A 13,611-nucleotide genomic window follows, 5' to 3' on the forward strand; every position below is an offset into this window, starting at 1 on the left:
CCATTAGTATAAAAATGAAACTTATTTGTACTAACTTATTAATAAAGCAAGGCTTATGCCAAAAAGCAGAAATGAGAGGAAAGGATAGGAGATAGATAAGGGTTTTTTTTTATTTTTATTTAATAATCAAATGGGTAAATATTTTTTTGCTGTGATGTCGTTTCTGACTTTCTGCTGATGATAATATATACTTGTTTCAATTTTGAACAATTTTGTTTCATTTTGTTTAAGTGAAACGTAATAAAAAATGAGCAGAAAAGAGAAAAGGAGATATATCATGCCAATACATGCCTCAGAGCGTGACAGCAATAAGCCTGTTATCTGGACAGTCTCTATCTCCCGCCTTTTTGACCTTTTTCGCGACATTACACCGGAGTTTGATCATCTGGCTGATATCACACCGATCCACCTTGGTTTTGAACAGGCGGTGCAATATATCCGTAAGCGCTTGGAGAACGAACATTGTGATGCCGTCATATGTGCGGGTTCTAATGGCGCTTATCTGAAAAGCAGGTTGTCAGTACCGGTGATCATAGCCAAAGCCAGTGGCTTTGATTTCATGCAGGCATTGGCTCGCGCCCGGCAAATCAGTTCCCGTATTGGCGTCATCTCCTACCAAAACACCTTACCTGCGCTGGAGGAATTTCAGCAATGTTTTCATTTGCGTATTGAACAACGAAGCTATGTAACAGCAGAGGATGCCAGAACACAGATTAATGCACTGAAAGCAGTTGGCATTCAGGTGATTGTAGGAGCCGGGCTTATCACTGATTTGGCGTATGAAGCGGGGCTGGTGGGTGTTTTTGTCTATTCTGCTGATTCTATCCGGCGGGCATTTCATGATGCTTTGGATATGGCTAAGATGGCCAGACTTAATCAGGCAGTAATTTCACCTTATCCTACTGAAGATAAACTGCGTATCCGGCACACAATCAATGATATTCGGGGCAATTCTGCGGCAATGGAGCGTGTACGAAGCACAATTACGTTATATGCCCGTTCGACAGCGACCGTATTGATTCAGGGAGAAAGTGGTACAGGAAAGGAGTTGGTTGCACAGGCTATTCATCATGAATATACCCTTCGCTATGGGCAGTTAAAAAGAAAACATTCCCGGCCATTCGTGGCTGTTAATTGTGGTGCAATCGCCGAATCGTTATTAGAGGCAGAATTGTTTGGCTACGAAGAAGGGGCATTTACAGGTTCACGACGCGGCGGACGGGCGGGATTATTTGAGGTTGCTCACAGGGGAACGTTATTTCTGGATGAAATTGGTGAAATGCCATTGCCGCTACAGACTCGGTTATTGAGAGTTCTGGAAGAAAAATCGGTTGTCAGGGTTGGGGGATATCGTCCGATTGCTGTTGATGTCCGTATTATTTGTGCAACTCATGTTGATTTGGATCAGTGGGTAAGGGAAGGGCGCTTCCGTGTTGATCTGTTTTATCGTTTAAATGTGTTACGTATTAATCTTCCGGCGTTGCGGGAGCGGGAAAACGATATCAGTATGCTGGCTCAGGAGTATTTCCGGCGGGCATGTGCCGCGCTTAATTTGCGTGTTTCGCCTTTAAGAATGCGTGAGCTGTCTCAGTGTGATGAAGTATTACGGTCTTATCACTGGCCGGGTAATGTGAGAGAGCTGCGTAATCTAATGGAACGAATCGCTCTTTATACGAGTGTTAATCCTGAACAGATATTAACTCCTGCGCTAATATTGTCACTTTCTCCTGAGCGTCAGGTTGAAGTTGGTGTAATGAATAATATGAAAGTAGTAAAAACGACATCTCATTCTTTCACAGAAGAATTACCTTTGGAGCATGATATTTCACTGAGTGATATTGTGGCGCATTTTTCCGGTAACCGGCAGGCGGCTGCGGAATATCTGGGGATCAGCCGCACGACACTATGGCGGAGATTAAAACAGGAGCAGCAAAATAACCTAAAAAATCCTGCCTCAACGAATAGAGGACAGGATCTGTAAAATCTACTGGCTTATTTATTTGCCAGTAACTGGGAGTATCGTTGCATATCGATATTGCCTCCGCTTAAGATAATACCGATACGCTTGCCCTGCAACTGTTCGCGCATCGCTCTTGCCGCAGCAAAACCTAAACAGCCTGTTGGCTCAACAACCGTTTTCATTCGCTCTGCCAGAAAATACATTGCATCAACCAGCTCTTTATCTGAGGCTGTCAGGATATCTGTTACAAGGTGGCGAATAATGTCAAAATTATGCTGACCCAGATGTGGTGTTTGTGCGCCATCAGCAATGGTTTTTGGAGTATCAATATAGACAATCTCACCTTTTCTGAAAGATTGTTGCCCGTCATTCCCCTCCTCAGGTTCGACACCCAAAACCTGACATTTCGGGGATAACTGAGAAGCAGATAATGCGGAACCGGATAACAGACCACCGCCACCGAGCGGCACAAACAGCCTATCCAGTTCGCCGATTTCCTCAAAGAGTTCTTTGGCTACAGTGCCTTGCCCTGCAATAATGTGTGGATGATCGTAAGGCGGGATTAAAGTCAACCCGTGTTTTTCTGCCAGATTGTGGCTTATGGCCTTGTTATCTTCAGTGTATCTGTCATAAAAAACAATTTTGCCACCATAACCTTTTGTTGCTTCAATTTTGGCTTTAGGGGCATCATGTGGCATCACGATTGTGGCTGGAATATTGAGCATCTTAGCAGCTAAGGCAATAGCCTGAGCATGATTACCGGAAGAGAAAGCAACAACCCCGTTTTTTTTCTGTTCATCACTAAACTGGGATAACGCATTCATTGCGCCGCGAAATTTAAATGCTCCCATTCGTTGGTAGTTTTCACATTTGAAATAGACTTCAGCGTCGAATATCTGATTAACCGTATTTGAGGTAAATACCGGAGTTTTGTGGATATAGTTTTTAATGCGGGCGTGGGCTTCTGAAACATCACGATAATCGGGTACAAACTTCATTACTTAAATCTCCTGAGTTATATAATCCTGTGGTATCCAGCCTGTTTCGCCACATTCTTTGTGGGCCCAGAACCAACCATTCAATAAATTTTCCAGATAGAGTAATTCACCGGCTTTTACAGTTAATTCATGTGCAATATAGTTTTCCATACAGATTGCCTGATTAACCTGAGTAAAACGCAAAATTTGTTGGGGAACCCAGCCACTTAATTCTGATTTATCCGTCGTCCATACCCAATAAGGATACTCTATATCACAGTAGCTGACTGAAACGATATCACCTGACTGCAACCGGATCGGAGTGGGATAAGCGCTGGTGTAGTTCTTGATTACAGTACCTTTACCAAACATACTTTCTCCTGAATTTATATTTGCCATTTTTCAGGCGATGACTAAAAATTCATAAGATATATACTCAATGGATTTCAAGGTGTGTTGCGGGCAACAAAGAAGTAACTTGAAAGACGAAGAGTAAAAGTTAATGTAGTAGCTGAAGTAATAGTTAATATTATACATTGGAGTAAATTGTATATCTATTTAACTTTAGAGGTAATATAAAAAATAAAAATCAGGAGTTGCTTATCTGGTTTTATAACAACATCATTAATACTGTTTGTTTATTATTTCTTAGTAAATTTCTTTTTATGAATGAATTCAATAAAGATGTTGATAACACAAGGGTGTTTATATTTGTCATTGTTTCTGAATTAAAGTGTAATTTGGTTTTTAGTTGAGTCTTTAATGCTGAAAAATGATTTATGTAAAATACAGTTTAACCTTTTTATTGTGATAAAAAAATCTCGAATATAAGTGTTTTTTGAGGTTTTTACTTTATATTGTTTTGCTATTATGTATTCCGAAAGTAGCTTGTAAAATAAACTCAGCCAGAGTGTTATGTTTTTTGTGTAATAAAATAGACCAATACCATAAATAAATGAGGGTACTATAATGTCTAAAATGATTGATATATTAGTTGGTATCAGAACCGAAGATATTATGAATGATTTTGGCAAACTTAGCAAAGATATTAACAATCCTGTTTCACTTTGGTCTGAGGGTATTTTTAAAAAATATATCACCTATATCCCTGAGGATGAAAAACTTGCGTCTGTTAATAGTTCTGGTAGTTTAGTCATTAAATGCGATGCGGGTGATATGCTGCGCGTAAAAGTAATGACATTAAATATGAATTTAGACTATTCAGTTGCGCTGATAAAACTGGATCCAATGATGACAGTCATGCCGGATGACATGATGACAATGATGGAACCTCACAAAGTTGTACAGGGCATAGAATATGTTCCGGTTGTTGATGTAAGAAATCCATTAGATGTGGATATGCAGGCAATAAGAAGTTACTACTGGATGAGCAAAGTTAATATGATGCCTGCAAATGGCACTATGCGTACAATGTACTATGAGTGCATTGTAGGAATTTATAAAGAAGGTATTTTACAGGGTTATGTTGCTGCAGAGCCAGCTCTTATACTGGATAAGAGATAAATATTTAAAATAGAGCTACTGAATAAATCTTCCGGGCCGTGCAATGCGCGGCCTTATTTATCTTAGATAAATAATAAGTGAGAAGACCATGGTCGATAATAATAAATCAAAAATTGATACACCAGAGACAGAATATAAATTGGAACTTGATATTAACCTCGGTGCTGGGAAATTTAATTTTTCCGATGCGGAAATAGAATCAGAAAACATGCATTGGGGATACAATAGCGAAGCACAATCAAGCCAGAATAGGCCGTCTTTTGGTAAATTATCTATTATCGAAAATAACACACCTATTGATGCAGATAAAATAGGTTTTTTCTATTGGTCAGAAAGGTTATTTGCAGGATTGTCCGGTGGTTTTCTTTTATTCAATGCACATTCTTATAAAAAACAGCAAAGCTTTAGAGATATGTTGGACCTATTTTATAATAAATTTCTTTATGTAACAGTTGATGGTGTAACTTACCACCTTGGGAAATATTCAAAAATTATAGTCGGAGTTTCAGTGGTACATGATTACAATATTACGTACGACTATATTGCTCAGTCGATCCCTGACGCGAAAAAATTAGGGGATGTATTGAAGGAGACTGGAGAAACTAAACGTTTTTGCTTCAGATGGTGTGATAATTAAGTGATCTAGATTAACGAGATATATTTTATAACAAGTGGCCAATATTTATTGTTAACTTTAATCTTTATTTTGTCACCAAAATCAGCTGCTAATAACACTCAATGTTATGGTTATAAAACGTTCAAAAAATGAAGTGCGATTATGTACTCAATCTGTACACAATAGTAAGTGATGAGTTGACTATAACAGAAAACTAAAGAGGATAGGGTGGAACAAACAAATGCAAAAAACTTGATTAAAACAGGCAGAAAGAGATAAGATACGAGCCGTTTCAGAGACGGCCTGAAACAAGTAGTAAAATGCCCTCTTAGTTAAATGGATATAACGAGCCCCTCCTAAGGGCTAGTTGTAGGTTCGATTCCTGCAGAGGGCGCCAGAGTCAAGTTACCTCGCATTACCCAACATAACCTAACTACTTAAAAAAACTAATTTAAAGTAGTTTTATCGTTACCTACCGTTACCCTGTATAACTTGACTACACCAGTGAAGTGTGGGCATCTGTCATATACCCACTTAGGATGCCCACATGTTAACGATAAAGCAGATTGAGTCAGCTAAACCTAAAGACAAAGCTTATCGCCTTGCTGATGGAGGAGGTTTATTTCTTTTTGTATCGAAAACAGGAAATAAGATTTGGCGTTTTAGGTATCGTAAAAATGGGAAAGAACAAACTTATGTGATTGGCGCGTATCCAGAAGTTCCACTGGTTACCGCTCGATTAAAACACGCAGAGGCTAAGTCTGTCCTTGCTAATGGTGGAGACCTTGAATCAGCGACACCAAAACAGAAAGATAATCAATCCCCTGATACTTTTGCTGTTATCTATAATGAGTGGTATCAATTCAAACAAGCTGTCTGGTCTGAAAGATATGTGAAAGAACTACAAAGCATGTTTCAGACCGATATTCTACCTAGCATCGGCCATATGACAATGGACGAAATAGAACCAATGGTTCTACTCAAGGTGATCCGTCAGTTTGAAGAACGTGGTGCTATGGAAAGAGCAAGCAAGGCGAGACGTAGATGCGGAGAAGTATTCAGATATGCAATAGTGACTGGCAGAGCGAAATATAATCCCGCTCCAGATTTGGCTGATGCTATGACTGGATATCGCAAAGAGCACTACCCATTTCTTACTATTGATCAAATACCTTCATTTAATCAAGCGTTATCAGCATACTCCGGTAGCGTTATATCCAAAACTGCAACTCAAATCTTGCAATACACAGCATTAAGAACTAAAGAAATGCGAAGCATGCTATGGACGAACGTTGATTTTGATAACCGAATTATAACCATTGACCCTTCAATAATGAAAGGTCGTAGAATACATATCGTACCTATGTCAGAGCAGGTTTTTAAGTTACTTCAAAACCTAAAACCTATAACTTCATCTATTTCAGAATTTGTATTTCCCGGAAGAAATGACAAGAGAAAATCTATTAGTGAAAATGCTGTTCTGCTAGTGATTCGAAGAATAGGTTATGACGGTATTGCTAGTGGTCAGGATTTCGCCATCAGTTCAGTACTATCCTTAATGAGCATAAGTTTGATCATGATGTTATTGAGAAGCAATTAGCTCATGTTGATAGCAATAATATCAGGGGTGTATATAACCACGCACAATATTTAGATTCACGCCGAGAGATGATGCAATGGTTTGCTAATTATATTGATAAAATATCAGGAATCAGGTCATGCTCCCAATGATTAGATCTTATGATAAACTCCCTACTTTTTATTCTGGGTGAGATATTGCTAAAGTTGATGTGATTTGTCGTTACTGTGATAAAACAGACGAGGTTAAAGGGCATGGAAAAGGGCGTACTGGGCATCCCCGCTATCACTGCTCCCGCTATCACTGCTCCCGCTATCACTGCTATGCTTGCCGTAAAACCTTCCAACTGAACTATACCTATCAAGCCTGCCATCCCGGCATGAAAGAGCGAATTATTGATATGCCCATGAATAACGCCGGTGTCAGGGACACGGCTCAGGTTTTGAAAGTCGGCATTAACACGGTCATTCGCACATTAAAAAACTCACACCAAGACAAGTAACCACGCTGCCGCTGGCGGGCAGTGAGATTCATATTATCTGTGAAATAGACGAGCATTGATGTGATGGACGTCCCCTTTTTCAGCGGCAAATAGTGCCATCTTTCTTTCCGATGCACTGAGTTTTTCGGGAGAGAACCTATCATGAATACGATCAAAGTCGTTGGCATTGACCTCGCCAAAAACGTTTTTCAAGTCTGTGTCTGGATGGCGGACGGTTCTGTCGCCTCGAACCGAAAAATCTCACGGCAAAAATTGCTTGATACCGTGCGCTCTTTTCCGTCCGGCACGGTCATTGCGATGGAAGCTTGTGCAACACTCACTACTGGGGGCGAACGCTGCAAGCGATGGGATATACCGTCAGGTTAGTCCCGACTCAACACGTCAAGGCCTTCAGCCATCATCAAAAAAACGATGCCAATGATGCGCTGGCTATTTGTGAAACGACCTGTCGTCCAGGTCTTCATTTTGTTCCCGTCAAGACCGTGGAACAGCAAGATATCAAGGCACTGCGTAGTGCCCGGCAACTTATGGTGGAACAGCGTACCGCACTTGCTAACCAAATGCGGGCTTTTCTCGCTGAATCGGGACTGATTGTGCCTGCTGGCATTCAAAAGCTTCAACAGCATCTCCCTGATATTCTGGAAGATGACAGCAATCACCTGTCTTATGTGCTGCGTCGTTTATTGCAGACCTTATGGGAAGAGATGCGGAATTTGAACACCTGTATTCATGACATGGATAACGAAATAGTGGCACTTTCCCGTCAGCAAACGGGTTATGAGCATTTGCTCACTATTCCTGGCGTTGGTCCTCTTATCGCGGCCGCCTTCGTGAGTGACGTCAGTGCATCCCAATTTGCCAATGGACGACAACTGTCTGCCTGGTGTGGATTGGTTCCCCGGCAACACAGTTCAGGAGGAAAAAACCGTCTGTCTTCCTTGAGCAAAAATGGCAATCGTCATCTCCGAACGTTAATCATTCACGGCGCTCGTGCCGTGATGCGTTGTGTTCAAAGACGGGATGATTATCTGGGCGAATGGCTGAGAAAACTGATTGACCGGTGCGGGTTCATGAAAGCCACGGTGGCTTTAGCCAACAAACTGACCCGGATTATTTGGCGTGTTCTGCGGGATGACGTGGATTTTAATATGCAAAAAATTTTTACTATCAATTAATTGAGCAACAAAAAATAGACGCATTATCGAGTTTGCAAACACTGATGAGAAAACGGCTACCGTCCCTGTCATAGCCTGAGAATGACCAAGGCAATAATATGCCCGAGCAGTGATAAGGAAGCAGGGTGCGGATGACATCATGGCGCGAACAAGTGAGTTCATTATGACGCCGGATATATGGCAGCAAACCGTATCGACTCAATGCTTGCATAACCGGGGGCGTCCATATATGGTCATTCGTCGGTAATAAGAAAAATCAGCGCTGGCTCTGGTATGCCTGGGAGCCGAATAGGAAACGGGTAGTGGCATATGTGTTTGGGGATCGCAGCAGGAAAACGTTGAAAAAGCTGCTGGCACTCCTGTCTCATTTTACTATCCGGTTTTACTGTACAGATGATTATGCCGTTTACGATTGCCTGCCTAAGAAAAAACGCTTCACGGGAAAGAAATTTACCCAACGTATCGAGAGAAAGAATCTTACGCTTCGTATCCGGATAAAGAGGCTGAATAGAAAGACAATAGGTTATTCCAAATCCGAAGAGATGCATGACAAAGTGGTCGGTACGTTCATTGAGCGTGAATACTATATTTCATAACAGATCTAACTATTGGAGTCATGACCCGCCGAAGAACAACAAGATGAATAAGGACGGCAGTATCACGATTGAGACCTTCCACCGTCAGCATAGCCACTTACCGGCACGCTTTCAGAATAAGCGGATAAAAGAAATTGTTAACGGGGAAAAGGTTTATTATCAGGACGGAGAACCGTGCGATATTCCGGAAGGCTGTCGTTTGGATGTCCGTGTCCAGATGCCGGCGAATTCGGTGTGGAATGTGAGGTAGAGGGTGGCAGAGGTTGTCACTGATAGTGTTCAGGTAGAGTAAGGGTATGATTAACCCGCAGAAAATTGCGGGTTAAGTTGTACTCAGAATTAAGCGGCTCTGACGATGTAATTGAAAGCTACGTTACGGGGGCGGGTTACATGTAGTAGTTCAAACTTGATCTGACAGTCACCCATTTTGATTTAGTGCGTGTCAGATTAAATTCGGGTTAAATTTTTTTCAGCCCAAATTGTTTTTCCTTCCAATAATGTCTCTATTGGTGTGCGACCACAACATATTTTCCCTTGATGAGTGCGATGATAATTGTAGTCATCTATCCATTCATCCAGATCCGTTTGCAACTCATTGAGTGACATGTACAGTTTCTTTCTGAAGGTGATTTGGTAAAACTCGTTCAAAATGCTCTTATGGAAACGTTCACAGATGCCGTTTGTCTGGGGGGAGCGGGCCTTTGTTTTTGTGTGGTCGATATCATTGACGGCTAAATAAAGCTGATAGTCGTGATATTCGACACGCCCACAATATTCTGTACCCCTATCTGTCAAAATTCTTAGCATCGGTAATTGATGCGATTCAAAGAACGGCAGCACTTTGTCATTCAGTATATCTGCCGCCGTAATTGGTGTCTTGGTCGTATAGAGTTTGGCAAACGCCACCTTACTGTAGGTATCGACAAACGTCTGCTGGTAAATCCGACCTATGCCTTTCAACGTCCCCACATAGAACGTATCTTGAGACCCCAGATAGCCAGGATGAACAGTATCGATTTCACCGCAGACTTCATCATCCAGTTTCTTTCTCTCCAGAGCCACCACTTGGGCTTCTGTCAGGATAAACCCGGTCTCAGCCACGTGCTTTTCGAGCGCCGGTAAGCGCTTTTTAAAGTTTTCAAGATCGTGCCTGAGCCAAATAGAACGCACCCCGCTGGGTGAAACAAATATCCCGACTTTACGCAGTTCGTTACTGGTTCTCACTTGTCCGTATGCTGGGTAATCAATCGCATATTTGACCACCGCTTGCTCTGTTTCTGGATCGACCCTGTTTTTGAGGTTGGGTGTTCTTCTACTGTGGTTGATAAGGGCATCAATACCACCGGCTTCAACCAATTCTTGATAACGGTAAAACGTGTCTCGTGATACGCCCATGACTTTGCAGGCTTGGGAAACATTGCCCAGCTCCCTGGCAAGATTGAGAAGACCTGCTTTGTGTTTAATGATGGGATTGCTAGTATGTAGCATGAGAGTTACCTCTTAGTTTCTTTGATTTAAGATTCAGCACCTTTAATCAAAGCGGGTAACTCTCTTCTTTTCAAATCGAAGTGTCAGATCTCATCTGAACTAATACATAATTAACCCTTCCGTCTCAGCAATGTCGCTTGGGTCATAATACTGTTTTCATGCGCTTCGAATGCTTGGCGTTTTAAGGAGATTTCTTCTTGTAATATTTCATCAGAGAAATCGTAATGTTCGCCCATAGGATCAGCGCGATTATCAGAGTGATGCATGCATAATTGGCTAATTTCTCTGGTATCTGAACGAGAGTACCCACGTGCTCTCATTTGGGCGATAATATTACTTTTCAGAAATTTCCTGCACATTGTATTAAATGCACTAGATTTACCTTTAACCGTTCCCTCATGAACCACTCCTTTTAACGCATTATCAGGACTATAGGTTTTTATCAGTTTATCCAAAGAACGTTTTGAAAATGGCTCTGTTATATTTCTAGGTTGTAAAAATACATAGTCCCGGTTGCACCCATCCACAGAATCACGCCATGCTCCTTGCTCATCAAGAATTATCTTAAGCATCGGTGTAATTGGTAACCGAAACTCCTTTTGCGTCTTCATTGCTCCTCGCATACCCGTTAGTCCCGCAGGGTAAACAATTTCCCCCGCAGCAGCATCTACATACTCCCATCGTAAATTTGATACATTTATAGGCCTAACCCCCGTCAATATCATGTAACGCATAGCATTTTTTTGATGAACGGAAGTGCAAGCTGCAACATTAATCCATAGATGAGCAATAGATTCTATATCTGTAAACCTCCGAGTTGGAGTAGGACGCTGAACGCGGGAAGAAATGTAATCATCAGGAATGCTAGCGGCTATGTTTTTCCCACCACAATGTAAAGGTGCTGCAAATTTCCAAAATCTACGCAACTCACCAAATAGTTCAAATGACTGATTGTTGGATTTTGTTTCGATCCACAAATCCAGAACATCAATTAATCGCTGATACGTGATATCACTAAACACCTCACGCCGCTCGAAAGATTCACGCAACTGTTTTATCCTACAACTATAAGTATAAAAACTATGCTCTCCGAGTTTTTTACGTTCAACCTTAGCCCATAGATCACTCTCGTATGAATCAAGCACCTGATGCACTGATTCAGCTGTTAATCCTTCTTGAGCTAACTCTTGAGCTTTTTCACGAGCTATAGGTAAAGTCAGTTCCGGCCACTCGCCCAACTTGCGTCCTTTTAGCCCCATGCTTTTAGGGTATTCAGCATATATAGTAACCTTACCTGCCTTGCTAAAATCTAACCTCAAGTAGTTTTCTTTTTCATACTTAGATCGACGCGGCTTCCCTAAATGTTTTAATATAATTTTTGCCGCCGTAACACAGACCTTCATGTGTGAGCTAGTGTAAGGGGGCTTACAAGACTCCCAGTTAGTCAATGCAGCTAAATAGCCGTCTGTTTTAGGCTCATTAATTGATTGTGTTGCTATGCTTTTCATTAAAAACCACCGTATATCATAACGTTGATATTTAGCTCACACATTACTATATTTTAGATGCATAAAATAGCTATGTGTTGCGGTTTTGTGTTACGGAATATCGTTTTTAAATGTAAAACACACTGTACAAAAATACAAGAAACGGCTAAAAGTAACGAATACGGAATTTAGTTAATAGATTGATTTTTAGATAAAATATTTACAAGAGATTGAAATGTCACTACTAATTACCAAACGCTGCATCAATTGTGATATGTGTGAACCTGAATGCCCTAATCAGGCCATTACAATGGGGGCTGAAATCTATGAAATTGCTCCGGAGCGCTGTACTGAGTGCATAGGGCATTATGAAAAACCGACCTGCCAGTCTGTTTGCCCGATAACAAACACTATTATTATCGACCCCGAGCATAAAGAAACAGAAGAGCAGCTATGGGATAAATTTGTGCTCTTACATCATGCTGATAAAATTTGAGTTCAGATTGTTCATGGCATTCAAAATAGCTTTTCTACGGATACCTCGTCCACATAGAACGAGGGTTCATAATATTTTTTCTAACTCTCCAATATCACCGTTGCACAGGCATAACGCCGTTCATCTGCCAGTGTGACATGCATGGATTTCACATACAGTTGGCTCGCTAGTGTTTTTGCTTCGCCATGAAGTTTTAATGTTGGTTTCCCTAGAGCATCATTAATCACTTCAAACTGATTAAACGCTAATCCGTTACGGATACCTGTTCCGAGTGCCTTAGCAGCGGCTTCTTTGACAGCAAAGCGTTTTGCCAGAAAACGAATTGGCTGGTTATGCTGCTGATATTGTTGCCACTCATTATCACTCAGGATACGTTTTGCCAGGCGTTCGCCAGAACGCCCGACAATCTCCTCTATACGGAGAATTTCAACAATATCTGTGCCCAATCCGATAATGGCCATTAACGGCGGGCTTCACGCAACAAGGTTTTCATATCAGAAACCGCAGCAGATAAACCACTAAATAATGCCCGCCCGATAATGGCATGGCCGATATTCAGTTCATAGATCTCCGGTAATGCTGCAATGCGCTGTACATTGTGATAAGTCAGCCCGTGGCCTGCGTTAACTTTTATACCTTTAGCGGCAGCATAAGTTACAGCGTCTTTAATACGCTGAAATTCTTTTTCCTGTTGCGCATCATTTTCTGCATCAGCATACGCACCAGTATGGATTTCAATATAAGGTGCTCCCACTTCAGCCGCAGCATCAATCTGTTGATGATCGGCATCAATAAACAGGGAAACAAGAATACCCGCATCTGATAAACGCTTAACGGCTGCGCCAACATGTGCTTTCTGCCCGAAGACATCCAATCCCCCTTCTGTTGTGACTTCTTCACGCTTTTCAGGGACTAAACAACAAAAAGCAGGTTTGATTTGGCAGGCTATATCTACCATCTCATCAGTCACAGCCATTTCCAGATTCATACGTGTCTGGATGGTTTTTGCTAATAACTGAACATCTCTGTCTGTAATGTGGCGACGATCTTCACGCAAGTGAACTGTTATCCCATCAGCACCAGCCTGTTCAGCAACAAATGCAGCCTGTACAGGATCAGGATATTGCGTTCCGCGGGCATTACGCACTGTTGCAATATGGTCAATGTTGATGCCTAACAATACCTCAGCCATTTTTAGCTCCTGCAATTAT

11 protein-coding genes, 1 tRNA gene and 4 pseudogenes are annotated in these 13,611 nt (G+C 41.5%); 10 read left to right on the plus strand and 6 right to left on the minus strand.

Going from position 1 to position 13,611, the window contains the following annotated elements:
• Positions 1-277 precede the first annotated feature (277 nt).
• Entirely contained in the window at positions 278-1,981 is a 1,704-nt protein-coding gene (prpR, locus tag AAC855_RS17635) for a propionate catabolism operon regulatory protein PrpR (RefSeq protein WP_340611330.1), read from the plus strand.
• An 11-nt stretch (positions 1,982-1,992) separates the two neighbouring features.
• Here prpR and AAC855_RS17640 read toward each other — a convergent pair whose 3' ends face one another.
• Together AAC855_RS17640 and AAC855_RS17645 are read right to left on the minus strand one after the other, a co-directional pair.
• On the minus strand, positions 1,993-2,958 hold the full coding sequence (locus tag AAC855_RS17640) for a threo-3-hydroxy-L-aspartate ammonia-lyase (RefSeq protein ID WP_340611331.1): 966 nt from the start codon (positions 2,956-2,958) through the stop codon (positions 1,993-1,995).
• Between the two features lie 3 nt (positions 2,959-2,961).
• A complete protein-coding gene (locus AAC855_RS17645) occupies positions 2,962-3,309 on the minus strand; it encodes an SH3 domain-containing protein (RefSeq protein WP_340611333.1) in 348 nt (115 codons plus the stop codon).
• A gap of 597 nt (positions 3,310-3,906) precedes the next feature.
• Between AAC855_RS17645 and AAC855_RS17650 the strand changes: the two genes are divergently transcribed.
• The 8 genes and pseudogenes from AAC855_RS17650 to AAC855_RS17685 all read left to right on the plus strand — a co-directional run bounded on the left by AAC855_RS17650 (position 3,907) and on the right by AAC855_RS17685 (position 9,179).
• Positions 3,907-4,461 (plus strand): AidA/PixA family protein, encoded by a 555-nt coding sequence (locus AAC855_RS17650; protein WP_340611334.1) that lies wholly within the window; start codon positions 3,907-3,909, stop codon positions 4,459-4,461.
• An 88-nt stretch (positions 4,462-4,549) separates the two neighbouring features.
• Positions 4,550-5,098 (plus strand): DUF7823 domain-containing protein, encoded by a 549-nt coding sequence (locus AAC855_RS17655; RefSeq protein WP_340611335.1) that lies wholly within the window; start codon positions 4,550-4,552, stop codon positions 5,096-5,098.
• Positions 5,099-5,399: 301 nt separating this feature from the next.
• A tRNA-Arg gene (locus AAC855_RS17660) sits at positions 5,400-5,474 on the plus strand.
• 150 nt (positions 5,475-5,624) lie between these two features.
• Positions 5,625-6,808 (plus strand): annotated as a pseudogene (locus AAC855_RS17665) (tyrosine-type recombinase/integrase).
• A 44-nt stretch (positions 6,809-6,852) separates the two neighbouring features.
• A pseudogene (locus tag AAC855_RS17670) lies at positions 6,853-7,211 on the plus strand (IS1-like element transposase); the annotation flags it as partial.
• Between the two features lie 88 nt (positions 7,212-7,299).
• Positions 7,300-8,333 (plus strand): annotated as a pseudogene (locus AAC855_RS17675) (IS110 family RNA-guided transposase).
• 230 nt (positions 8,334-8,563) lie between these two features.
• A pseudogene (locus AAC855_RS17680) lies at positions 8,564-8,929 on the plus strand (IS1 family transposase); the annotation flags it as partial.
• Positions 8,930-8,972: 43 nt separating this feature from the next.
• On the plus strand, positions 8,973-9,179 hold the full coding sequence (locus AAC855_RS17685) for a phage tail fiber protein (protein ID WP_340611336.1): 207 nt from the start codon (positions 8,973-8,975) through the stop codon (positions 9,177-9,179).
• A 197-nt stretch (positions 9,180-9,376) separates the two neighbouring features.
• Here AAC855_RS17685 and AAC855_RS17690 read toward each other — a convergent pair whose 3' ends face one another.
• The gene (locus AAC855_RS17690) at positions 9,377-10,417 is read right to left on the minus strand and encodes an IS481 family transposase (RefSeq protein ID WP_340611337.1); all 1,041 of its coding nucleotides are present in this window, start codon (positions 10,415-10,417) and stop codon (positions 9,377-9,379) included.
• Between the two features lie 110 nt (positions 10,418-10,527).
• Positions 10,528-11,925: a recombinase gene (locus tag AAC855_RS17695; protein WP_340611338.1), complete on the minus strand. Its 1,398-nt coding sequence runs from the start codon at positions 11,923-11,925 to the stop codon at positions 10,528-10,530.
• Positions 11,926-12,139: 214 nt separating this feature from the next.
• Here AAC855_RS17695 and AAC855_RS17700 point away from each other — a divergent pair, with 214 nt between their 5' ends.
• Positions 12,140-12,400 (plus strand): YfhL family 4Fe-4S dicluster ferredoxin, encoded by a 261-nt coding sequence (locus AAC855_RS17700; RefSeq protein WP_340611339.1) that lies wholly within the window; start codon positions 12,140-12,142, stop codon positions 12,398-12,400.
• Between the two features lie 80 nt (positions 12,401-12,480).
• Here AAC855_RS17700 and acpS read toward each other — a convergent pair whose 3' ends face one another.
• Both acpS and pdxJ read right to left on the minus strand, forming a co-directional pair.
• Complete coding sequence (gene acpS, locus AAC855_RS17705) at positions 12,481-12,861, minus strand: holo-ACP synthase (protein ID WP_340611340.1); 381 nt, start codon at positions 12,859-12,861, stop codon at positions 12,481-12,483.
• The gene (pdxJ, locus tag AAC855_RS17710) at positions 12,861-13,592 is read right to left on the minus strand and encodes a pyridoxine 5'-phosphate synthase (RefSeq protein WP_340611341.1); all 732 of its coding nucleotides are present in this window, start codon (positions 13,590-13,592) and stop codon (positions 12,861-12,863) included. The genes acpS and pdxJ overlap by 1 nt, the downstream gene beginning before the upstream one ends.
• Between the last annotated feature and the right edge of the window lie 19 nt (positions 13,593-13,611).

This window comes from Xenorhabdus bharatensis, from assembly GCF_037996705.1.
GTDB lineage: Bacteria > Pseudomonadota > Gammaproteobacteria > Enterobacterales > Enterobacteriaceae > Xenorhabdus > Xenorhabdus bharatensis.